Annotated in this window: 17 protein-coding genes and 1 pseudogene; 11 read left to right on the plus strand and 7 right to left on the minus strand. The window is 63.2% G+C overall.

The features are described 5' to 3' along the window. The first annotated feature begins 15 nt into the window (after window positions 1-15). The 5 genes from CVV68_RS04695 (at window position 16) to deoC (ending at window position 5,660) form a co-directional block, all read left to right on the plus strand. On the plus strand, window positions 16-984 hold the full coding sequence (locus tag CVV68_RS04695; RefSeq protein ID WP_110499834.1) for a ribokinase: 969 nt from the start codon (window positions 16-18) through the stop codon (window positions 982-984). 64 nt (window positions 985-1,048) lie between these two features. After that, window positions 1,049-1,453 carry a D-ribose pyranase gene (rbsD, locus tag CVV68_RS04700; protein WP_110499835.1) on the plus strand — a complete coding sequence of 135 codons (405 nt, stop codon included), beginning with the start codon at window positions 1,049-1,051 and terminating at the stop codon, window positions 1,451-1,453. Between the two features lies 1 nt (window position 1,454). Continuing rightward, entirely contained in the window at window positions 1,455-2,942 is a 1,488-nt protein-coding gene (locus tag CVV68_RS04705) for a sugar ABC transporter ATP-binding protein (RefSeq protein WP_110499836.1), read from the plus strand. Then, window positions 2,942-4,942 carry an ABC transporter permease/substrate-binding protein gene (locus CVV68_RS04710; RefSeq protein WP_110499837.1) on the plus strand — a complete coding sequence of 667 codons (2,001 nt, stop codon included), beginning with the start codon at window positions 2,942-2,944 and terminating at the stop codon, window positions 4,940-4,942. The genes CVV68_RS04705 and CVV68_RS04710 overlap by 1 nt, the downstream gene beginning before the upstream one ends. Before the next feature lie 43 nt (window positions 4,943-4,985). Next, window positions 4,986-5,660, plus strand: a complete 675-nt coding sequence (gene deoC / locus CVV68_RS04715) for a deoxyribose-phosphate aldolase (RefSeq protein ID WP_170133086.1) — start codon at window positions 4,986-4,988, stop codon at window positions 5,658-5,660. Between the two features lie 75 nt (window positions 5,661-5,735). Here deoC and CVV68_RS04720 read toward each other — a convergent pair whose 3' ends face one another. Continuing rightward, on the minus strand, window positions 5,736-6,392 hold the full coding sequence (locus tag CVV68_RS04720; protein ID WP_110499839.1) for a hypothetical protein: 657 nt from the start codon (window positions 6,390-6,392) through the stop codon (window positions 5,736-5,738). Window positions 6,393-6,682: 290 nt separating this feature from the next. Between CVV68_RS04720 and CVV68_RS04725 the strand changes: the two genes are divergently transcribed. The 3 genes from CVV68_RS04725 to CVV68_RS04735 all read left to right on the plus strand — a co-directional run bounded on the left by CVV68_RS04725 (window position 6,683) and on the right by CVV68_RS04735 (window position 9,554). Further along, window positions 6,683-8,164 carry a beta-N-acetylhexosaminidase gene (locus tag CVV68_RS04725; protein WP_110499840.1) on the plus strand — a complete coding sequence of 494 codons (1,482 nt, stop codon included), beginning with the start codon at window positions 6,683-6,685 and terminating at the stop codon, window positions 8,162-8,164. 139 nt (window positions 8,165-8,303) lie between these two features. Then, window positions 8,304-9,032 carry a copper homeostasis protein CutC gene (locus tag CVV68_RS04730; RefSeq protein WP_110499879.1) on the plus strand — a complete coding sequence of 243 codons (729 nt, stop codon included), beginning with the start codon at window positions 8,304-8,306 and terminating at the stop codon, window positions 9,030-9,032. A gap of 147 nt (window positions 9,033-9,179) precedes the next feature. Further along, window positions 9,180-9,554: a lipopolysaccharide assembly protein LapA domain-containing protein gene (locus tag CVV68_RS04735; RefSeq protein ID WP_245933333.1), complete on the plus strand. Its 375-nt coding sequence runs from the start codon at window positions 9,180-9,182 to the stop codon at window positions 9,552-9,554. Between the two features lie 42 nt (window positions 9,555-9,596). Here the strand turns inward: CVV68_RS04735 and CVV68_RS04740 are convergent, their stop codons facing one another. Continuing rightward, window positions 9,597-10,652, minus strand: coding sequence for an alpha/beta fold hydrolase (locus tag CVV68_RS04740; RefSeq protein ID WP_110499880.1), 1,056 nt, complete (start codon window positions 10,650-10,652; stop codon window positions 9,597-9,599). Between the two features lie 396 nt (window positions 10,653-11,048). After that, entirely contained in the window at window positions 11,049-11,684 is a 636-nt protein-coding gene (locus tag CVV68_RS04745; protein ID WP_146238825.1) for a DUF6037 family protein, read from the minus strand. A 318-nt stretch (window positions 11,685-12,002) separates the two neighbouring features. Between CVV68_RS04745 and CVV68_RS04750 the strand changes: the two are divergent. The 3 genes and pseudogenes from CVV68_RS04750 (at window position 12,003) to CVV68_RS04760 (ending at window position 17,041) form a co-directional block, all read left to right on the plus strand. Beyond that, a pseudogene (locus tag CVV68_RS04750) lies at window positions 12,003-15,121 on the plus strand (DEAD/DEAH box helicase). A gap of 150 nt (window positions 15,122-15,271) precedes the next feature. Then, window positions 15,272-16,102, plus strand: coding sequence for an SDR family oxidoreductase (locus tag CVV68_RS04755; RefSeq protein ID WP_110499843.1), 831 nt, complete (start codon window positions 15,272-15,274; stop codon window positions 16,100-16,102). Window positions 16,103-16,231: 129 nt separating this feature from the next. After that, window positions 16,232-17,041 carry a pullulanase X25 domain-containing protein gene (locus tag CVV68_RS04760; protein WP_306415684.1) on the plus strand — a complete coding sequence of 270 codons (810 nt, stop codon included), beginning with the start codon at window positions 16,232-16,234 and terminating at the stop codon, window positions 17,039-17,041. Between the two features lie 37 nt (window positions 17,042-17,078). Here CVV68_RS04760 and CVV68_RS04765 read toward each other — a convergent pair whose 3' ends face one another. The 4 genes from CVV68_RS04765 to CVV68_RS04780 all read right to left on the minus strand — a co-directional run bounded on the left by CVV68_RS04765 (window position 17,079) and on the right by CVV68_RS04780 (window position 21,610). Then, entirely contained in the window at window positions 17,079-18,083 is a 1,005-nt protein-coding gene (locus tag CVV68_RS04765; protein WP_110499844.1) for a TAXI family TRAP transporter solute-binding subunit, read from the minus strand. Beyond that, window positions 18,076-19,500: a sensor histidine kinase gene (locus tag CVV68_RS04770; protein WP_110499845.1), complete on the minus strand. Its 1,425-nt coding sequence runs from the start codon at window positions 19,498-19,500 to the stop codon at window positions 18,076-18,078. The genes CVV68_RS04765 and CVV68_RS04770 overlap by 8 nt, the downstream gene beginning before the upstream one ends. Further along, window positions 19,497-20,162, minus strand: coding sequence for a response regulator transcription factor (locus tag CVV68_RS04775; RefSeq protein WP_110499846.1), 666 nt, complete (start codon window positions 20,160-20,162; stop codon window positions 19,497-19,499). Before CVV68_RS04775 ends, CVV68_RS04770 begins: the two co-directional genes overlap by 4 nt. 74 nt (window positions 20,163-20,236) lie before the next feature. Further along, window positions 20,237-21,610: an MFS transporter gene (locus CVV68_RS04780; RefSeq protein WP_110499847.1), complete on the minus strand. Its 1,374-nt coding sequence runs from the start codon at window positions 21,608-21,610 to the stop codon at window positions 20,237-20,239. Window positions 21,611-21,927 lie beyond the last annotated feature (317 nt).

Raw genomic sequence — 21,927 nt, forward strand, 5'->3', positions numbered from 1 at the left:
TATTGAAGGACCCCCATGACGCCTTTTGCGCCCAAAAACGGCAGTGTTCTGGTAATCGGAAGCATTACCTGCGACCTCACGAGCTTCAGCGACCGGCTCCCTGACCCGGGTGAAACCGTGCTGGGCAACGCCTTCACGATGGTCCTCGGCGGCAAGGGAGCCAACCAAGCCCTGGCCGCAGCACGCGCCGGCAGTTCCGTCTCATTGATCGGCAGCGTGGGCGACGATTCGTTCAGCGAGCTGGTCCTTGGGACGCTGGCCGAGGAGCAGGTCAACACCGACTACGTGCTGCGCAGCCACGGCCCCACGGGCATTGCACACATCAGGGTGGACGCGTCGGCAGAAAATGACATTGTCATGATCCCGCTGGCGAACTCGCTCCTGAGCCCCGGACACATCACGGAGTCGCTGAACTCGCCGGAACTGGACGCAAGCGTTGCCCTGATCCAACTTGAAATCCCGCACAAATCGGCACTGGAGGGTGCAAAAGCGTGCAAAGACCGCGGTGTCACGGTCATCCTGGACCCGGCTCCGGCCCCCGAAGCTCCGCTGGACGAGGAATTCTGGCAGCACGTTGACATTGTCACGCCCAACGAGACCGAGGCCCGGCTCATTACCGGGATCGACGTCACGGACCAGGAATCGGCGGCAGCGGCCGGCCGCTGGTTCACGGCACGAGGGGTAGCCCGGGCGGTCGTGACGCTGGCAGGTGCGGGCGCCGTCGTCGTCGAACGTGTTTCCGCCGGTACGGACAACGCAACGCGTGTCAGCGTCCACGCCCCGTTCCCTGTGACTGCCGTGGACACCACCGCGGCCGGTGATGCCTTCGCGGGCACCCTCGGCAGCGCACTTGCTGAAGGGCTCGACTGGGAGCCTGCGCTGCGCCGCGCCATGGCCGGCGGCGCCCTGGCCGTCACAGTCGCCGGCGCCAGCCCCAGCCTCCCGAAGCGTGAGTCCGTTGACGCCTTTCTGGCCAACCACTAGCCCCCTCCCGCTCTCCGGGCCGTTCATTCAGGTCCCCCACCCTCTACAAAACAGTGGAGCAACAATGCGAAAAAACAGCGGTACCCTCAACCCGGCACTCTCCCGGATCCTGTCCGAACTCGGGCACACCGACGAACTCTTGGTGACCGATGCTGGCCTGCCCATCCCGGCCGGCGTCGAACGCATCGACCTGGCCCTTACCCCAAACGTGCCGGAATTCCTCCAGTGCCTGGACGTGGTCCTGGCCGAAGTGGAGGTGGAGGCGGCCATCGCCGCAAGTGAAATCGCCACCCACAGCCCCGAACTCCACGCGGCCCTGCGCGAACGCCTTGATGCACTGAACATCCGTCTGGAACTCGTTCCGCACACCGCATTCAAGGAACGCACCAAGTGTTCCAAGGCAGCGGTGCGCTCCGGTGAATTCACGTCCTACGCGAACGTGATCCTGATTGCCGGGGTGGTGTACTGACATGACCATCTCATTCACAGGCATCACCAAGGCGTTTGGATCCAACAAGGTGCTGCGCGGCATCGACCTGAGCATTGAACCGGGCGAAATCGTCTCGCTCGTGGGCGAGAACGGTGCCGGCAAGTCAACGCTCACACGCATCATCGCGGGCGCCTACCAGCCGGATTCAGGACAGATCACCATCGACGGCGATCCACGCAAATATAACGTCCCGCAGGACGCCATGGCTGACGGCATCCAGGTGATCTACCAGGAACTGAAGAACAACCTCTTCCCCCAGCTGGACGTCGCCTCCAACCTCTTCGCCCATGACGGCACCGGCGAATTCGGCAAATTCTTCGTCAACAAGGCCAAGATGCACCGCCGTGCCGCGGAGCTGCTGGCCCAGGTGGGGATTGACGTGGACACGCGGCTGCCGGTGGGGAAACTGTCATTCGGCGAGCAGCAGATGGTGCAGATTGCCCGCTGCCTGAACCACTCGGTCCGCCTGCTCATCCTCGATGAGCCGACGGCGGCCCTTGACGACCGGGAGTCGGAGATGCTCTTCCGTCAGGTCCGCAAGCTTCAGGAGGCGGGCGTGGCCATCATCTACATCAGCCACCGGCTGCCTGAAGTGTTCGCGCTCGCCGACAGGATCGTGGTGATGCGCGACGGCCTTGTCTCGCTCAGCGGAACCCCCGCTGAACTGAGCGAAAAGCAGGTGGTGGCCGCCATGGTGGGCAGCGAGGTGGAGAACTTCTACCCGAAGGAACACCACGCCACGGACCGCGTGCGCCTGGACGTCAGGAATCTCGGCGGCACCGGCTTCAACGGCGTCTCCTTTCAGGTCCGTGCCGGTGAAGTGCTCGGCATCGGCGGGGTCATGGGAAGCGGCAAGGGCGAAGTCCTGCGGGCGCTGTTCGGTCTGGACAATGCGAGCGGGGTGGTATCCCTCGATGGAAAGGATGTAAGCCTGGCCTCACCGCGCCACGCCATTGGAGCGGGCATCGCCTACCTCACCCCCGACCGCCAGGCCGAAGGCCTGACACTGGCCCAGCCCATTGCGCACAACGAATCCCTGGCCACGCTGGGCGCCATCACCCGCAACGGCGTCGTCTCCCGCAAGCAGGAACGGCAGCGGTGCCAGGAAATATCAACCCGCCTGAATGTCAAGTGCAACAGTATTCACGACGCGGTGGGAACCCTTTCTGGAGGCAACCAGCAGAAAGTCCTGCTTGCCCGATGCCTGTTGAGCAACCCGGCCATCCTGCTCATGGAGGAGCCGACGCGCGGCGTGGATGTCGGGGCAAAAGCCGAAATCTATTCGATTATCAATGACGTTGCCGCCCAAGGGGTGGCAGTGGTCCTTGTTTCCTCCGATCTGCCCGAACTCGTCGAAATGTCAGACCGCGTCCTGGTCATGCGGGAGGGCAGCATCAACGCTGAACTGTCCGTCGGCGCATTGACGCAGCAAGCCGTCCTTGAACACGCAATGGAGACCATAGCCTGATGAAAAAAATATCGCTCTTCAACGACCAGCTGCGTGCTGTGTGGATGCTGGCCCTCGTGGCCATCGCCCTCGTCTTCGCCACGCCCCTGTTCCTGCAATCCTCCAACATGCTCAACATTCTGCTCACCGCAGCCGTGGTGGCACTGATCGCCGCCGGCCAGACCTACGTCATCATCCTGGCCGAAATTGACCTGTCCGTCGGTGCCGTCCTGGGGTTCAGCGCCATCATTGCCGCGTCCGTGATGAGCAGCCACGGTCCCGTGCTTGGCCTGTTGGCCGGGCTGGCGGTTGGTGCCGGGGCTGGGGTCATCAACGGCCTGCTGGTCACCAAGACAAGGATGCCGTCGTTCATCGCCACGCTGGCCACCATGTCCATCTTCGCCGGGCTGACCCTGCAGTTTTCCCAGGGCAACCCCATCAAGGTCACCAGCGGGGCATTTCTGGCACTGGGACAGGGAAGCTTCCTGGGCATTGCCACCCCCATCTGGATCATGGTGGCGGCCACCGTGCTGTTTGGCTACATCCTGGCCCGCTCCCGTTACGGCCGTGAACTGTATGCCACGGGCGACAACGAGGATGCCGCCCGCCTGGCCGGCGTCAACACTGCCCGCGTGAAGATCATGGCGTTCATGATCTCCGGTGTGCTGGCAGCCATTGCAGGCTTCATCCTGACCGCACGGCTTGGCACCGCCCAGCCCACCGCCGGCACCGGCCTTGAACTGTCCGCCATTGCCGCCGTCATCATCGGTGGGACCAGCCTGGCCGGTGGCCGTGGAGCGCTCCTCGGCACGGTGGTTGGCGCGGTCCTGCTGTCAATGATCGACAACGGGCTGAACCTGCTCAACGTTTCCCCGTTCCTGCAGGGCGTGGTGAAGGGTGCCGTGATCCTGTTCGCTGTGTACATCGACCGGAACTCCGGGGTGCTGATGCGCGTCTTCCGCCATCAATCTCCGTCCGGCAGCAAACCTGGGGGACGTTCGACGGCGACTGCCGGGTTTGGCTTTGGCGCGCGGGCGCGCACACCCCAGGTTGCGGCCGTTACTGTACTGGCCCTGCTGGTGATGGGTGCCGGCGTGACCACGGTGGTCCGGGGCAATGGCCAGGATGGTGCCGCCGCGGCGCAGAAATCCTCAACCCTGGTGATCTCCACGCTCAACAATCCGTTCTTCGTCTCCGTTGCCGACGGCGCCAAGAATGAGGCTTCGAAGGTGGGCATGTCACTGGACGTCCAAAATGCCAACAACAATGACACCCAGTCCCTGGACCAGGCCACCACCGCGTTGGTGAAAAAGCCCAGCGTGCTAGTGCTGGACCCCACCTCGAGCGAGGCCGGGGGATCCATTACAGTTCAGGCCAACCGGGCCAAGGTTCCCGTCGTTGCCTTTGACAGGGTCCCGGACCAGGGCGAACTGGCGGCATTCATCGGCTACGACGCGATTCAGGCCGGCAAGAACGGTGCGAAGGCACTGTGCCAGGCCATGGGCGGGACCGGCAAGGCAGCCGAACTGCAGGGAATTCTCGGCACCAGTGTTGCCCGGGACCGCTCCTCGGGCTTCCAGACCGGTATGAAGGATTGCCCCGGTGTCCAGGTGGTTGCCGTCCAGTCGGCAGACTTTGACCGTGGCAAGGCGCTGGACGTGACTACCAACATGCTTCAGGCAAACCCCGGCATCACCGGCATCTACGGAGCCAATGATGAAATGGCCCTGGGCGCGGTTGCCGCCGTAAAGTCCCGCGGGCTCCTGGGCAAGGTCAAGATCGTCGGAAATGACGGCATCGCCGATGCACTCACCGCAGTCAAGAACGGTGAGATGTACGCGACGAACGCCGAATCGCCGTTCGCCCTGGGCCAGGAAGTCATTAAAATCAGCCAGTCGGTGGCGTCCGGCGACAAGGTCGAAAAGTCCCGTGTGCTGGAAGGCAAAGTCGTCACCGGGAAGGGTGTGGCGGCCTTCTGTGACTATCTCAAGGGGCTGGGGGACAAGGACACATGCAAGTAATCCCCACCGGTAGTCCCATTTCAACTCGAACCGCGAACAAAGGATGACCATGACGAAACTGACCCCGGAACTGCTGGCGAAAATGGTGGACCACACCTTCCTGCAGTCCACCGGCACGCAGGCCGACGCCGAGGCTGCCGCCGCCGACGCTGCAAGGCTGGGCACGTATTCGGTGTGCGTCTCGCCGTCGATGCTGCCACTGGCCACGACCACTGCCAGGATCGCCGCCGTGTGCGGGTTCCCGTCAGGCAAGCACCACAGCAGCATCAAGGCAGCTGAAGCAGAGGCGGCGGTGCAGGACGGGGCCGACGAGATCGACATGGTGATTGACGTCGGCGCCGCATTGTCCGGAGACTTTGAGGATGTGCGGCTCGACATTGCAGCTGTCCGTGAAGCAGTGCCGGGCCCGATTGTCTTGAAGGTGATTCTGGAGACGGCAGCACTGACCGACGAACAAATTGTGCGCTGCTGCGAGATCGCGGAGAGCTGCGGGGCCGACTTCGTGAAGACCTCAACGGGGTTCCACCCGGCGGGTGGCGCCACCGTTCACGCGGTCGAGCTGATGGCGAGGACGGTTGGTCCGCGTGTCGGCGTCAAGGCATCGGGCGGCATCCGTGACTGGGCAGCCGCCCAGGCCATGATCGACGCCGGCGCCACGCGGCTGGGCCTGTCAGGCACGGAAGCCGTCCTGGAGGGCGGCACCGCTACCGGATACTGAACCGACGTACCGGCGAGAGACCCTGGAATCCCCACCCTGCGCGGGGATTCCAGGGTTAAGGCAAGTTCGTGTCCCTTAGTGGTGCAGGCCGTCGTAGAGGCTTTTGAACCCCGAGTTGGGCACTGACGGGTTTGACTGGGACCAGATGAATGCCTTGGTCAGCCAGTCCTGCGGCAGCCACGTTCGCGTCACGAATTGCGGGCTGGTTGGATTGCGAACACTCGCCCAGAAGACAAAGATGAGCTCCGCCCAGTCTGATTCGAGAATCCAGTTGATCGGCCCGCGTTCGGACTGCCCCTGAATTCTCAGTTGCCCGGGGCCGGTCAGCTCGGCGAGGTTGATGTGCTGCCACTGCCAGGCCATGACCGTGGCGGGTGTGTGCATGTAAAAGCCGTAGTTGCTCACTGCCACTGTGCCGCGGTCAATGGGTTGCCAGCGTTGTTGGGCCAGGTTGGCCGCTCGGCTGCGCCTGGAGGCATTCCCGATGGCCTGGGTCGCGGCAAAACCCAGCATGAAGGGGACGGCCCCCCGGCCCGTGGCGGCAACCACCGAGGTGTTGTGCACGTAGCTGCCGTCCCCGTTGGCGCGGAATTCAAGCAGTTGGAAGGGCCCGTGCGCGTAGATTCCTTCATCATTGCCGCCAAAGCGGAGCGCAAACGGCACTGCCACGGTGGGATGGCTGGCGAGGCCGCTCTTGAGTACTGCGGCCGCGAGCTCTGCGGTCTTCCACATGGCCGCGTCTCGAATTGTCCATTCATCCGGGTCCGGACTGTTCCTTTTCTTCCCCATTTTCCCACCGTACCGGATCGCTGCCAGGGGTCGGTTAGTACTCGCAAAAATGACTGTCGCCGGTTTCAAGGGTTGTCCGTCCTGCCACAGTCCTCCACCGTTGGCCCGGAGGGACGAGTCTGAGCGCCTGTGCCCGGGTGCATGTGATCCATAGCATTGCCGTGGTAGATTCGGCAGCGCCTGCAGACCCGTTGACGACCACCGTCCCACCCTTGAAAGGGCGGATTGCCCTCATGACTATCCCTGATTTCATTTCCGGCGCCCACCCGGGGGGCGCACCCGTGGTCATTCCATCACTCCAGCGGTGGAGCCCGGGGGAGGGCGGCACGCGCCTGGGCGAGGGTTTCGCCGTCGAGCATTCACCGGAGCTGGCCGATATTGCCGCCACCCTTCTGGCGGACATCGCGGAGCTGACCGGGCTCTCCGGCAGCGCCGCCGTGGCCGAATCAGCTGCCGGAAAGATTGTGCTGGCCCTGGACCCGGAACTGGACTTCCCCACGGGCAATGCCACGGCCTTGACCGAGGGATACGTGCTGGAGGTCGACGGCGGGGTGCGCGTCGGTTCCCGGACGGCGACCGGCGTCTACTGGGGAACGCGGACCCTTCTGCAAATGCTTGCTTCGCACGGGGAGCTCCCGCGTGGGACTGCCGTGGACTGGCCCAACTATCCGGTGCGCGGCTTCATGCTGGATGTGGGGCGGCGCTTTGCCAGCCCGGGTGCATTGCGGGACTGGATCCGTTTTCTCAGCTGGAACAAGTTGAACACCTTCATGATCCACCTCAACGACAACGAGATCACGAAGGACACCAAACGGCCGTGGGACATGGCCCAGCAGGCGTTCCGGCTCGCCTCGGATTCTCCGTGGCTGGCCGGATTGGCCGCAGAGGACGGTTCGTACAGCCGCGCTGACTGGGATTCCTTCGAGGACGTGGCCGAGCAGAGACACGTGCGGCTGGTGCCGGAAATTGATGTGCCGGCGCACTCGCGTTCGTTCATCCGCTGGCGTCCCGAGGTGGGGCTCAACGGGGGTGACTCGGACATGCTGGACCTGGGAAACCCGGAAAGCACCGCGCTGGTCAGGGCCTTGTTCGACGAGTTTGTCCCGTGGTTCCGCGGGCCGGCCGTGCACTTTGGCGCCGATGAATATGCCAAGGGCCATTCCGATGAATACAGGGACTTCTTCAACGCCATCGGCTCCCATCTCCGGTCACTGGACAAGGACCCCGTGGCGTGGGGTAGCCTGACGGTGATGTCCGGAGGCGCCGGCGCGCCTGGTCCGGAAGGCTACAACCGGGACGTGGCGATCTGCGCCTGGAACAAGGACTGGTACAGCGGCCAGGCCGCGGTGGCGGACGGCTACAGCGTCATCAATACCGACGACGAACTGCTGTACATTGTGCCCTTTGCCGACTACTACCACGGCAAGGGGCTGGACGCCCGGGCGTTGTTTGAGTCCTGGGAGCCGCACATCTTTGGCGAAGGGCAGGACCTGGCGCCCGGGCATCCGCAACTGCTGGGCGCGGCGTCCGCGGTGTGGAATGACCTGGTATTGCTGGCCTACAACGAACTTGCCGTCCACGATCTGGTGAAGCCGGCTTTTGGGGTGCTCGCCCAAAAGATGTGGGCCGGCGCCGTGCCAGGCCTGGACTACGGCGACTTCATGTCGGGCGCCAAGCTGGTGGCCCGGTGGCCGGGACGGGAATTTCTGGCGTAACCGGCGTGGCCTCATCGAGCCGGCGTCCTGGACGTGCAGGCGGGGCGCAACAACGGAAACAACGCCGGTGGCAGCAGGCAGCAGGCAGCCGCCTGCCCGGCCGGCCGGGCGGCACACAATCGAGGAAGCGCGGGAAACCATGGCCAAGCTTGAGATCGCCGTCCAGGACGTGGCGGGGACCCGTGCCGCGCTGGCCGGCGGGGCGGACCGGATTGAACTGTGCAGCGCCCTGGCGGTGGGCGGGCTGACGCCGTCGGCGGGCACCGCGGAGGCGTCGGTGGAGGCCGCGGCCCGGCGGGACGGGTTTGTCCACGCGTTGGTTCGTTCCCGGCCGGGAGGCTACGTGTACGACGCCGACGAGGTGGACACCATGTGCCGGGACATCCGGGTGCTGAAGGCCGCGGGCGTCCACGGTGTGGTGGTGGGTGCCCTGACCGCTGGCGGCGAGATTGACCTGGCCACGCTGGCACGCTGGGTGGAGGCGGCCGGCGGCCTGCCGGTGACCTTCCACCGTGCACTGGATGCCAGCCGCGACCCCATGGGGCAGCTAATGCGCCTGGCGGGGACGGGTGTGGGCCGCGTGCTGAGCTCCGGTGGCCGAGCGAGGGCCATTGAGGGCTTGGACATGTTGGGCGCCATGCGCCGGGGCGGCCCGGAGGGGATCGAGGTCATGGCCGGCGGCGGCGTGCGGGCTGAGGACATCCGGGCGCTGGTAGGCACGGGTGTCGACGCCGTGCACCTGTCCGCACGCGAGTCCTACCTGGACCCGCACCCGGCCGGCCCCGGCGGGGGAGCGCAGGAACTCGATGCCACCAGCGTCGATCTGGTAACCCGGGCCCAGGCGGAGTGTGCCGCGCAGGCGCATTGACGGCGGCATCCCGGCTGGGCGGGGCAGGTGTATTGACGGCTCGGAGGCTCCAGCCTGAAAACGAGTAGCATGGTTGCCCACGGCTCATGTAAAGCCGAACGCAGTCACGAAGTGGCTGGGGGACTTTTGGGAAGGGGAACCGTAGACATGTCGAACGATCCAATGGAGCCCGAAGACCTTGCGACGCCCGAACCTGAAAGGGATCCGCAGCCGGAACCGGCCCCGGCCCGTATGGAGGAATCCGAACCCGCGAGCGTTGTTACCCGTGCCGGAGTTGTCTGGGTGGCGACCATCGCGGCGTTGCTGCTGTTGATCCTGCTCATTGTGTTCATTATCCAAAACCAAGGTGCGGCAGAGGTCCACTATTTCGGCCTGTCAGGGACCATTCCGCTGGGAATTGCCCTGCTGATTGCCGCTGTGGGTGGCGGACTTCTGGTGGCCGTTTCCGGTGCCATTCGGATCATCCAGCTGCGGATCATTGCCCGCCGAAAGGCATCGGCACGCCGCGTTTCCGGTAAGTAGAGCCGCTGACCGTACCCCGGGACCATGCCATGTACGGCACCCTCAGCGCTCCAGCAACTCCTTGGCGACGCTGTCGATGTACGCGGCATCCACGGGGTTGTCACCGCTGCCGGCAAAGTGTCCCCACACCCCGGGGATGACCCGGACCTCGCCGTTGGGGATGTATTGGGACGCGTACTCCTCGTCCTCGGGACAGAAGTACAGGTCCTTCCTGGCTGGCAGTGCAATCAGCTTTGCCTTGATCGACTGCAGCGCCTTGATGTGGTCCCCGTCGAAGCCCGGGGTGGCCCCGACGTCGCCGTGCTGCCAGGTCCACAGTTGGGTGAGAAGGTCGTTGGCATCGCGTTGGCCCAGGAAGTGGCCCTCCCAGTAGCCGACCAGGAAGTCTTCAAGCGAGGAGTAGGCAAGGTCGACGCCAAGGCGTGCAGAGAAGCCCATCTTTTCGTAGACGCGGTCCCAGTAAAACGCCTGGGAGAAGCCCCACCCGGCGTAAACGCGCCCCACTGCGCGCAGCCCGCGCGTCGGCTGTTCCGTGTAGCAGCCGTTTTTGAAGGCGGCATCGGCCTGGAGTGCCGCCTTGACGCCCTCGAGGAACACGAAGTTGTGCTCGCTCGTCTTGGCGGATCCGCAGAACGGCAGGGCACGCTGGACCATGTCCGGATAGCTGACGGCCCATTGGTAGGTCTGGCCGGCACCCATTGACCAGCCGGTGACCAGGGCCAGGGTCTCAATGCCAAATTTCCCGCTCACGAGCTGGTGCTGCGCCTCTACCTGGTCGTAGAACGTGATGTTGGGGAAGCTGCCGGCGTTGTAGGGGGCAGGAGTGTTGCTGGCGGAACTTGAGAGTCCGTTGCCAATCATGTTTGGAACAATGATGAAGTACTTGCTGGGGTCCAGGGCCTTGCCTTCCCCGATCAGCCACTCGTTGTCCCAGTGGCGCCCGGAGTACCACGTGGGGTACACGATGGCGTTGCTCTTCTCGGCGTTGAGCTCGCCATAGGTCTTGTAGGCCAGGCGCGCCCCACGAATCGTTGCACCTCCCTGGAGCCTGAAATTACCGAGATCGAACATTTCGTAATCCATCGGAAATCCGTCCATGGCAAGCACCTTTCATGGTTCAATCCAAAGAAGTGTGGCGTGCCTCTCACGCTATCAACGCCGGTGCGGATAATCGAGGGTGGTGAGTGGATGTACGACGGCGGACGAGTGACTTCCATTTGCCCCTCACCAATTCGCCGCTGGTTGAGTACCGGTCGCTGCAGGAAACGCCCCACTTGGTGCGCAACCGGCCAAATGCCCGACGGCTCCCGGATCCCCCTACAACCCCTCCATCCGCCAGGCATACCAGTCCACCTGCCGGCAGCCGCGCCCCAGCCACAGTCCGGCGGCGGCAAGGCGTGATGCGTTTTTCGAACCGGTGCACGGCTGGCGCCAGGACCTGGTCCCGCCAGAGGCGACTATTGGACCTACTCTCGTGACGGCCTGTCGGAGGGACTATATCGGCATAGGTGCCGGTGGCGCCGTGAGCGGTTTGGCTTGGGCAGGGTCAGCAGTCCAGCAGGTGCTGATGTTCAATTCGGCGCAGATCGCTTCTGCAAGTTCGCCTGCGAGCAATGCCGTCTTTTCCAAATTCTTGGCTGTAACGCGGAAGGGTAGCTGATTAAGTCGATACCTCAGGAAATAAGTTTTGTCAGCATCTTCAACATCAGGCTTCCAAGGTAGATCGTGCCACTGTATTGGCCGCACGTGAGCGAGGTTGGTGGGGATGCCTGCGACAAAGTCCGCGAAGAAACCGTTGATGTCGAGTTTATGGCCACTGTTTCCATCCTTGCGCAGAACATCCGTTAGCCGTTCGAGATCCGTACCCATGTATGTGTCGAACCAGAATCCGGGATAAACCGATTTCGTGAAAACGCTGCCGCCTCCAACGATTCCGAACATCAACAAACCAGCCGGTTCTGGTCGCTCTTTTGGCGTGGCCGGCGCTGGAAGGTGCTTCAGGAACGGTCCCGGGTCGATGATGAATACCACGCTGAATTTTGCGGCACCTGTGGTCCAAGTAAAACGGACACGGCGTTCACCGGCCTTCTCCATGGCGTGATGGAGGAAGCCGAGTCTTGGAGCTCTCATTGTCGATTCTCCTGAAATTGTGCTTGAACGTTACAGCATCCTTCTCGGAATGAAATTAGCAATGCGGCGATTCAACGCAATATTGGCCATGAGTCCACTATGCACATCCGCACTGACATTCTCCGGGTTGGGCCAACGGTCATGTGGCCTTGAACCTGTTCAAGCAGAGGATCATTATCGTCTGCTCCGGACCTTTGTGCGGCGTCAACCGCAACCCGCAGCGGATCGCGGACTAAGTGTCGATGGTTCGTCTTTGTCCCACCCACCACATACCCTGGCCTGGTGAACACATATGAGGGGGATGAAGCGCCGGAACTATTGGCCGAAGGGCTCTACGAGCTGCTGCATACTACGGACTTGGGCCGACGACTCGCCGCGGTGCCGGACCTGCAGGCCAGCGTCGAAGGTGTGGGCCGGGATGAATCGCCCGAAGCTCTGGCGCGCCACGTCGCCGACGCTGTTCAGCAACTGCTCTTGGATACCCGGGAAGAAGATCGGGTGGCCAAGACGAACCAGATCCTGGCGGTCATCAACCCCGGCAATGAGGTAACCCCTGGCCCCACGCAGCTTCGGTCCCTGCACCGCCCCGATGCGCTGAAGCGCCGGCAACTGCGACGCCCCACCACGAACCTCAGCGACAGCGCCCTTCTAACCAATGGCAAGGACGATCCAAACCTGGCGGCCGAGATTCGCGCCGAGATTGAGTCTGCCGACTCGGTGGACCTGCTCTGTGCATTCATCCGGTGGACAGGCATCCGGCTCCTCGAGCCCGCTCTGGAGGGGCTCAAGGAACGCGGGGGGAAATTTCGTGTCATCACCAGCACCTACATGGGAGCCACTGAACGCCGCGCCATCGACCACTTGGTCAATAAATATGGCGCCGAGGTGAAGATCAGCTATGAGACGCAGTCGACCAGGCTTCATGCCAAGGCGTGGCTCTTCCACCGCAAGACCGGCTTCAGCACCGCCTACGTGGGCAGCTCAAACCTTAGCCGGGCGGCCATGCTGGACGGCCTGGAATGGAACGTTCGCTTGTCCAATATCGGAACGCCCGCACTTCTTCAGAAGTTCGCCATCACCTTTGACAGCTATTGGGAGCAGCGCGCGTTCCAGCGCTACGATCCCGCCACGGATGCAGACAAACTCGATGCGGCATTGCGACGCAATGGCGGCAAGCTGACCTCCGCGCCCACGGGCTACACCGGCCTGGAAGTCGAGCCGTTTCTGCACCAGGTGGAGATGCTGGAAGACCTCGAGGCCGAACGGGCCAAGGGCTTCCACCGGAACCTCATTGTCGCAGCCACGGGGACCGGCAAGACTGTCATCGCGGCGCTTGACTATAAGCAGCTCTGCGACGGCGCCGGCCGGGACCTGACCCTGCTTTTCGTCGCGCACCGCAAAGAAATCCTGCAGCAGTCGCTGACCACGTACCGCAACGTCATGCAGGATGGAGCCTTCGGCGAATTGTTCGTTGGCGAGCACAAACCGGCACAGTGGAAGCATGTGTTCGCCAGCGTCCAATCACTCTCGGCCAAAGGCATCGGCGAGCTGCCTGCGGACCGGTTCGACGTCGTCGTCATTGACGAATTCCACCACTCAGCGGCCCCCACCTACCTCAAGCTGATTGAGCACTTGCAGCCCCTGGAACTGCTTGGATTGACCGCCACTCCTGAGCGAGGCGACGGCATCCATGTCGCAGATTTGTACTTCGATGGCCGGACGGCAAGCGAGCTGCGGCTCTGGGATGCCCTCGCCGCCGATCTGCTGGTTCCCTTCCACTACTTCGGCGTCTCCGACGACGTCGACCTGAGCCACTTGGAATGGAAGCGTGGATCGTACGACCTGCAGCAGCTCAGCGCGCTGTACACAGGCAACGATGCGCGCGCCGCCAAGGTGATCAGGGAGCTCCAGGACAAGGTTACGAGCACCCAGGGCATGCGCGCCATTGGCTTCTGTGTCTCGGTGCAGCATGCGAAGTACATGGCGCAGGTGTTCAACCAGGCCGGCATTGCGTCGGTTGCGGTGTCGGGCCAGACGGACGACGGCGAACGTGCCCTTGCGCTTCGACAGCTGCACGACCGCGAAATCAACTGTATTTTCGCCGTCGACCTTTCTAACGAGGGACTCGACCTGCCGCAGGTGGACACGATTCTTCTGTTGCGGCCTACGCAGAGTGCCACGATTTTCATCCAGCAGCTGGGCCGCGGGCTCCGGCGGGCTCCCGACAAGGCCGTGGTCACGGTGCTGGACTTTATTGGGCAGCAGCACCGCGAGTTCCGCTTTGATGTTCGGTTGCGCGCCATGACGGGCTACGGGCGAAAGCAACTGGAGAAGGCCGTAATTAATGATTTTCCGTTCCTGCCGTCCGGCTCGCAAATAATTCTGGACCGAGTTGCCAAGGACGTTGTGCTGGCAAATATCAGGGCCCAATTGAAGTTGAACAAGCCGAAACTTGTTGCCGACATCAAGTCGTACGCCGAGCTGCTGCTGGCGGACTACTTGGAGAAGTCGGGCAACGACGTCAAGACCGTCTACAAGACGACCAAGAACTCCTGGACCGAGTATCTGCGCCTTGCCGGGCTCCTCGAAGGGTTGTCTCCGTTGGAGGCACTGGCTACCGACAAGTTCGAGCAGGTGACCTATGCTGAGGAGAAGAAGCTTCTTGGCCGAATGGCGGCCCTGATCCATGTGGACGACCAGGAACGCACAGATGCGTATTCGATGCTCGTTTCCGCGGACGCGCCTTCGTATGCGGACCTGGGGCCGCGTGAGCAAGTATTCGCGCGGATGCTTTTCTTCACGCTGTGGGACGATGCCGGTGGCTTCGCATCATACGATGAAGGTTTCGCTCACCTCCGCAGCTATCCGTATGTTTGCAGCGAGATCCAGCAGCTCGTTGCGCTGGGAGCCGCTGCGTCCAAACGGGCCGGCAGAAGCCTCGGCATGGAATATGCGAGTATTCCATTGCTATCGCATGCGACATATCGCCGTGAGGAGATATTGGCGGCACTGGAGTACGGGTCCCTTGAAGCGGGGAAGAACGTCAAACATCGCGAGGGCGTGGCGTGGTGCGCCAAAACGAACACTGACGCGTTCTTCGTGACGCTCAACAAGGATGAAGCAAACCATTCTGCGACCACAATGTACAAGGACTATGCGATCAGCCCTGAGCTGTTCCACTGGGAGTCGCAGAACAACACCTCGCCGACAAGCTCAGTTGGCCGACGGTACCTTGGGCACAAGGCGCAGGGGTCGCAAGTTCTCCTTTTCAGTCGCGACATGGCCGAGGATGAAACAGGACTGACGATGCCTTACACGTGTCTCGGCCAGGTTGATTATGTACAGCACAAGGGCGAGAAGCCGATCGCCATTACGTGGAAGTTGGCCGGCCGATGCCGGCGGACTTATTTGCCGATGCGGCGGCGGTGGCGCAGTAGCCAAAATGGCAGAAATTGCCTTGAACTGCCGTTGTTTGCCTGACAAGCACGGGTGCCCGGAGTCGCGGTCAGTTTCGCGGTTCCAAAAAGATGGTGCAATTGCTTCATCCACCATATTTTTCACCATCCCGACGAGGTAGCAAGGCAAACATGGACACGCGCACCATCATCATCACCGGTGCCAGCAGCGGAATCGGCGAGGCCGCCGCACGCACGCTGGCGCAGACGGGGGACCGGATCATCGTCGTCGGCAGGTCGGCGAAGCGCACCCAGGCCGTCGCGGAGGACATCGGCGCTGACATTTTCACAGCCGACTTCGCGCGGCTGGACCAGGTGCAAGAGCTGGCCGCGGCGCTGAGGGCGTTCTATCCACGCATTGATGTGCTGGCGAACAATGCCGGCGGCATCATGGGCCGGCGGGAATTGACCGCGGACGGGAACGAGAAGACCTTCCAGGTCAACCATCTGGCGCCCTTCCTGCTCACTCGGTTGCTGCAGGATGTGCTGGTGGCCAGCCAGGCACGCGTCATAAATACCTCCAGCGTGGCCCACAAACTCTTCGGCAGGCTGGACATCAAGGACCTCGACGCGGCGAAAAGGTACTCCGCCAACAGGGCCTACGGCAACGCGAAACTGGCCAACATCCTCTTCACCAGGGAACTCCACCACCGCCTCAACGGCCAAGGGCTGACTACGGCCGCCTTTCATCCGGGCGGCGTAGCGACTAATTTCTCCGCCGGCTCCTCGAGCTACATGAGGTTCCTCTACGGCAGCGGAATGCGCTCCTACATGCTGACCCCCGCACAAGGTGCCCAGACGCTGGTGTGGCTGGCCATCGGGCAACCCGGTCTCGACTGGGAATCCGGCGGCTACTACGCCAAACGCAAACCAGCACGTGTCAGCGGCCAGGGCCGCGACGCCGCCTTGGCCACGCAGCTGTGGGACTGGAGCGAGGAACGGGTGGGGAAGTGGGTGACATGAAAGCGCATCGCTGTCATCCAGCCACCTTCCCTGCATCATGCGGGCGCCAAAACACCCAGGTCATGTACTGGTTAGTAGCCAACTTGCCTGTCAAAGTGATCGTGTACCCGCTGCTACAGGAGGACCATCGTGACCGTTCGCGACAACACCAACCGCCGGCTCAAGGAAGTTCTTGACATCATGGCTGCAGGGTCGTGGGAGGACCAGAAACCCAACGGGGGAGAGGTCCTGGCTCAGGCCGTGGCCCGCATCCCGTTCACGAAGGAAGAATCCGAACTGCTCAGCGGCGGCATTCCCCGCGGACACAAGAACCTGACCAAGGCCACGGCCGATCTCGTCAAAGCCGGCTGGATGGCCAAGGGCCGCAGCGGCTGGGAAATCACCGAGGACGGGCTGAAGGCTACGGTTGCTTTCAAAACCGTCGACGCGCTATCGGCTGCTCTGGCTGAAGGCACGCCGGTGCCTGCGGACACGCCGCTGCCCACGAAGCCCGTGGCCAAGAAGCCCGCAGCGCGGAAGCCCGCAGCGACGAAGTCAGCAGCCAAGACAGCGGCAACCACCAAGAAAACGCCTATCAAGGCAGCCCCCAGGAAAACCGCAGCCAAGGCACCTGCCAAGGCAGCCGCCGTCGAGCATAAGGACCAGCCGGCGTCAGTGGCATTGGCCGGCGACTTCGGCACCATCCTGGGCTCCCTGGTGAACTGGGACCCCAACCACGACAGAGTGCAAATGAAGCTGGACGCCAAGCGCGGCACATGGAAGCTCACGGCGGACCTGCCGGCTGGTAAATACAGCTACAAGGCCGTGGCGAACGGTTCCTGGGATGAGAACTACGGCGCGTTTGGCCTGCTGGACGGCGCCAACCACGAGTTCGAGCACGTCGGCGGCGAGGTCACGTTCCACTACGACCACGCCACGAATGACGTGCTGCGCGAATAGGCCAAGGGATTTCGACAAGCTCAAATGCCGGGCGCCTCTAGCCGTGCAACTCCCGGTACGCATCGGCGGCGGCGGGGTGCAGCGGAAGGCCCGCCGTGCTGATAAGTGTCTCGGGGCTCAGGAACTGGATGCCGAGGCTGGACTTGGGGATGAGTTCCCGTGCGTGGTCAACCAGCAGCAGCACAGTCTGCCTGACCATCTCCGCGTTGAGGTCCGCGCCGCAGAGCAACAGGTTGGCCACGCCGATGGTGTTGACGGACGGGGTGCCGGCGTAGCTGCCTTCCGGTATCACCGCGTGCTCGTAGAAGTCCCCGTACTTCGACGTCAGCCGCGGAAGCAGGCCGGCCAGGTCGAGAAACCGCAGGCCAACGTCCCGGTTGGCCTTGGTGATGGCCGCCGTGGGCAGGCCTCCAGACCACAGCAGCGCGTCGATGGAGCCGAGCCGGAGCGCTGCCAGTCCGTCGTTCAGGCCCAGCTGGTGTTGCTGTACCGGATCCTTTGAATCCGGCCCCACACCTGCAGCGATGATGATCCGGCCGGCAGCCAGCGTGGTTCCGGAGCCGACGGCGCCCGTTCCGACGGACTTGCCGCCCAAGTCCGCGAAAGTACGGAAGGGGCTGTCGCGCCGCACGATGCAGTGGACGTAGTTCTCGTAGACCTTGCCAACGGCCACGACGCGTCCGGGATTCGCGTTCATGAGTTCCGCGGCGCTGTCGACCAGAACCGGGCCGAGTGCGGCCGCTCCGGACAGGATTCGTTGGAAATTGTCCGCGCTGCCGCCCGTGGAAATGGCGGCGGCAGTTCTGGCAACGCCGTTTCGCTGCAGGGCCGAGGCGAGCAGGCTCGCAAATTCCAGGTAAAAACCGCCGGGCTCCCCGCCGGCAACCACTGCATGGTCCAACGGCGGGCGGGGAGCGCAGGCCGTAACGGCTGGAAGGAGTGCCGCGCCCAGGCCAAGTCCTCCGGCGAGTTTAAGGAACTGCCGCCGGGTTGAAGGAAACCGGTCCAGGCGGCAGGCCGGGGTTGAATGCGCGCTAGGCATCGGCTGGCCCGCCGACGCTTCGGGGGAACACCAGGCTGGCCCGCAGCCCGTGCGGTTTCCGGGTTCCGAGGACCAGCTTGCCGCTATTGGCCTCGGCCAGCCGGTCCACGATGGTCATGCCCAGGCCGGTGCCCCGAATGTTCCGATGGTCGGGGGACCTCCAAAACCGGGTGGTGCATGCGGTGAGTTCGTCGGCGGACATGCCGGGGCCGTCGTCGGACACTTCAATTTCGACCGTTTCGGCATGAGCCCTTAGGGTGATGTGAACGTTGCCGCCGCCAGCGTACTTGATGGCGTTCTCCAGCAGCTCGCCCACCATTTGGGAGAGTTCGAAGGGGCTGCAGGCAACGTAAGCGTCGGCATCGCGGGTCGTTTCAAGCGTCAGTCTTGTACCGTTGCGGCTGGCCGACGCCGCCGCCCGTTCCAGTTCTTCCTGGACCGCCAGGTACGGGCTCGAACGGTGTTGGGCTGAGGCAGGGGCCGGCCCAACGGCCCGCCGGGCCACGCCCTCAAAGGCCCGGTTTTCGGCCGTTGCCAGCAACAGCACCCCGTCAAGGAGTTCCTCTACCCGGTCCAGCTCGGCCGTGACAGCGTTGATGGTCTCGGGGTCCGTGCTGTCCTTGAGTTGGAGCTGCATCAAGTCGACGCGCAGCCTCAAGGCCGCCACGGGATTCCGCAACTGGTGGGAGGTGTCCGCAATCAGCTGGCGCTGCTGCTCCAGGCTGCCCAGAACCGCCGTGGCCATCGCGGTCAAGGACCGGCTGAGCTCACGCAACTCTGGCGGGCCGTCCTGAGGCAGGCGACGCATGGACCCCGTTGCCTCGAGTTCCACCACGGCGGAATTGAGCCGGTGGATGGGACGCAGCACCCACCTGGTCACGCGTGCCGCCCCGAGCAACAGTGCCACTTCAAGAATGAGGGCGGCTGCAACGACCACCAGCCACAGCGTCCTCAGCTTTGCCTGAGCGGTTCCGGCGTCGACTTCAAGGACTACCTCGCCCATGACCTGGTTGGCGCTGCCGAACGACCGGGACACCAGCATGGAGCTTGGACCGAAGGGACGAAGCGGGGCCAGCTTGGTGAGGCTCAGGTTGAGGCTCGCATTGAACAGGGCGTCCTTGACGTCCGCCCGGTGGGGGTCCAGCCCGCCGGAAAGAAGTGTGCGGTCCTGGGTGCGGATCAGAACGCCTTCACCGTAGAGCGTGGAGTAGGTGTCCATCTTCGTCTGCAGCCCGGCCCACTCGTTGGTCGAGGCGGCGTCCGCGGCAACTTCGGAAAATCGGTTGAGCGAGAAAACGCGGTTGATCTCCAGGTCCTGGGTGAGCCCGCGGCTGCCGGCACTCAGGATGGAATACGCCAGGCCGATGACCAGGAGCACGGACAGCAGCCCAAGCACCCCCAGCACACGAACCCTCACTCCGGGTTCGCCTCGAAACGGTAGCCGACGCCGCGGACGTTGACGATGTAGCCGGGCCTGCCCAGCTTGGCCCGCAACCCGGTCAAGTGGACATCCAGCGAACGGGAGGCTGCCGCAAATGCGTCTCCCCAGAGGGCGTCCATGATTTGTTCGCGGGTGGCGACGGAGCCGCCGCGCTGGACCAGCAGGGCCAGCAGGTCAAACTCCGTCGGGGTCAGGCCGAGGCGTTCGCCGTCCAGTTCCGCGGTGCGGTGGTCCAGGTCGATGGCGAGGCCACCTGCCGTGAGTTGGCTGCTTTTGGGTGCTGCGCGGCCAATCCGACGGGCGATTGCCTCGATCCGGGCCAGCAGTTCGGCGAGCTTGACCGGCTTGACCAGGTAGTCGTCGGCACCTGACCGCAGGCCGCGGACCACGCTCCGCTCATCGTCCCGAGCGGTCAGAATAATGACCGGGGCCAGGGTCACCTGGCGCAGCTTTCTCAACACGTCCAGTCCGTCCATGTCCGGCAGGCCCAAATCCAGCAGCACCATGTCCGCCTCGCGGTGCTGGAGCAGGGCGTCGCTGCCCCGGAAAACCCTCGTGGCCCGGTGCCCGGCGGAACTGACGGCCGCAAGCAGGGCGGAAGCAACGGCGTCGTCGTCTTCAACGATGAGCAAGTCCACGCTTGGATCCCTTATCGGCAGTGCCGGGCAGCCTGTCTGCGGCAACAGGCTGCCCGGGTTCTTTTGCCTCTAGGCTACCGGGCGACGGTTTCGTCGAGGGCCGGGGCGCCGCCGTCGAGCTTGGAATCAAGCAGTTCAGACTCGATGTGCGAGGTCTTGGAAGACTCGCCCATCCGCCAGTAAACAATGAAGCTGACGGCGATGCAGGCAGCCACATAGTAGTAGAAGACCTGCTCAAGGCCGATGTTCTTCAGTCCCAGGGCAATGAATTCGGCGGTGCCGCCAAACACTGCCACGGTGAGTGAGTACGGCAGGCCAACGCCCAGTGCCCGGATTTCCGTCGGGAAGAGCTCGGCCTTCACGATGGCATTGATGGAGGTGTAGCCGGTAACAATGATCAGCCCCACCATCATGAGCAGGAATGCGCCCACAGGATTCTTGGTGCCCTGCATGATCATGAAAAGCGGCACTGTCACGATGGCGCCCAGAATGCCGAAGCCCAGCAGCAGCGGACGGCGGCCGATCCTGTCCGAGAGTGCGCCCGCCAAGGGCTGGAGGACCACAAAGGCGAGCAGCGCGAAGAAGTTGATCCAGCTGACGGTGGACTTGTCGATGCCCACGGTGTTGACCATGAACTTCTGCATGTAGGTGGTGTACGTGTAGAACGCCACCGTGCCGCCCATTGTTAGTCCGACGACGGTCATGACGGCTTTGGGGTGCTGCATCAGGATGCGCAGGGTGCCGGCCTTTGCGCTCGATTCCTTGCTCATCGTGGTGAACTGATCGGATTCGTCCATGGTGCGGCGCAGCCACAGCACGGTCAGGGCGAAGATGGCGCCCAACACGAACGGGATCCGCCAGCCCCAGGACTTCATGTCCGCCTCGTCGAGGAGCTGTTGCAGGATGATCTGCACGCCCAGCGCAATCAACTGCCCGGCAATGAGTGTGACGTACTGGAAGCTGGAGTAGAAGCCGCGGCGGCCGCTGCTGGCCATTTCCGAGAGGTAGGTGGCCGAGGTGCCATACTCGCCACCCAGGGACAGCCCCTGGATGAGGCGGGCCACCACCAAGATGATGGGCGCCCACACGCCGATGGTTTCAAAGCCGGGCGTGCAGGCAATGATCAGTGATCCGGTGGCCATCACCGTGATGGAGAGGGTCAGGGCGGCCCGGCGGCCGTGACGGTCGGCGTAACGGCCCAGAATCAGGCTGCCGAGCGGGCGCATCAGGAAGCCGACGGCGAAGATGGCCGCCGTGTTCAGCAGCCTCGAGGTGGGATCGCCCGAGGGGAAGAATTCCGCCGAGAAGTACACGGCAAAGGCCGCGTAAACGTACCAGTCGTACCACTCAATGAGGTTCCCCACCGAGCCCTTAAAAATGTTGCTGGTGATGCGTCGCGTCGTTGCGCGCTCACTTGCCTTGTCTTTGTCCACGGTTGGTGCGCCCATGGCTCCTCCTCGACGTTGAGATTCAGCCCCGAAGAAGTGCAGGGGCACATGTCAAGGTATGCGTGATGCGGGGCACATCAAAGCCAATCCGGGCTTTCCTAACACTTCCTTAGGTATTCTGGGGCTTGACGCCCATTCGGCATGGAAGATTTTTAGCATATATCTTCGAATATCTGTAGAGAAATAATAACAGAACACGTATAATTTGTGTTATGAGCAAGCCGGTTCTTGACCCCGGCGACGGGGACGGTCCCGCCACACAGGATGTGGCGGCACTCATCGGTGCGGTTGTTCTTCCCTCCATTGAACCCTTTGGC

The sequence above is a fragment of the Arthrobacter livingstonensis genome (genome assembly GCF_003219815.1).
Taxonomy (GTDB): Bacteria; Actinomycetota; Actinomycetes; order Actinomycetales; family Micrococcaceae; genus Specibacter; species Specibacter livingstonensis.

Coding starts and splice junctions, on each gene's coding strand:
- CVV68_RS04735 (WP_245933333.1), top strand. CDS start 9,180: ATGTCGAACGATCCAATGGAGCCCGAAGACCTTGCGACGCCCGAACCT.
- CVV68_RS04780 (WP_110499847.1), bottom strand. CDS start 21,610: ATGGGCGCACCAACCGTGGACAAAGACAAGGCAAGTGAGCGCGCAACG.
- CVV68_RS04710 (WP_110499837.1), top strand. CDS start 2,942: ATGAAAAAAATATCGCTCTTCAACGACCAGCTGCGTGCTGTGTGGATG.
- CVV68_RS04740 (WP_110499880.1), bottom strand. CDS start 10,652: ATGGACGGATTTCCGATGGATTACGAAATGTTCGATCTCGGTAATTTC.
- CVV68_RS04765 (WP_110499844.1), bottom strand. CDS start 18,083: ATGCCTAGCGCGCATTCAACCCCGGCCTGCCGCCTGGACCGGTTTCCT.
- CVV68_RS04720 (WP_110499839.1), bottom strand. CDS start 6,392: ATGTGGAAGACCGCAGAGCTCGCGGCCGCAGTACTCAAGAGCGGCCTC.
- CVV68_RS04745 (WP_146238825.1), bottom strand. CDS start 11,684: ATGAGAGCTCCAAGACTCGGCTTCCTCCATCACGCCATGGAGAAGGCC.
- CVV68_RS04705 (WP_110499836.1), top strand. CDS start 1,455: ATGACCATCTCATTCACAGGCATCACCAAGGCGTTTGGATCCAACAAG.
- deoC (WP_170133086.1), top strand. CDS start 4,986: ATGACCATGACGAAACTGACCCCGGAACTGCTGGCGAAAATGGTGGAC.
- rbsD (WP_110499835.1), top strand. CDS start 1,049: ATGCGAAAAAACAGCGGTACCCTCAACCCGGCACTCTCCCGGATCCTG.
- CVV68_RS04755 (WP_110499843.1), top strand. CDS start 15,272: ATGGACACGCGCACCATCATCATCACCGGTGCCAGCAGCGGAATCGGC.
- CVV68_RS04730 (WP_110499879.1), top strand. CDS start 8,304: ATGGCCAAGCTTGAGATCGCCGTCCAGGACGTGGCGGGGACCCGTGCC.
- CVV68_RS04695 (WP_110499834.1), top strand. CDS start 16: ATGACGCCTTTTGCGCCCAAAAACGGCAGTGTTCTGGTAATCGGAAGC.
- CVV68_RS04725 (WP_110499840.1), top strand. CDS start 6,683: ATGACTATCCCTGATTTCATTTCCGGCGCCCACCCGGGGGGCGCACCC.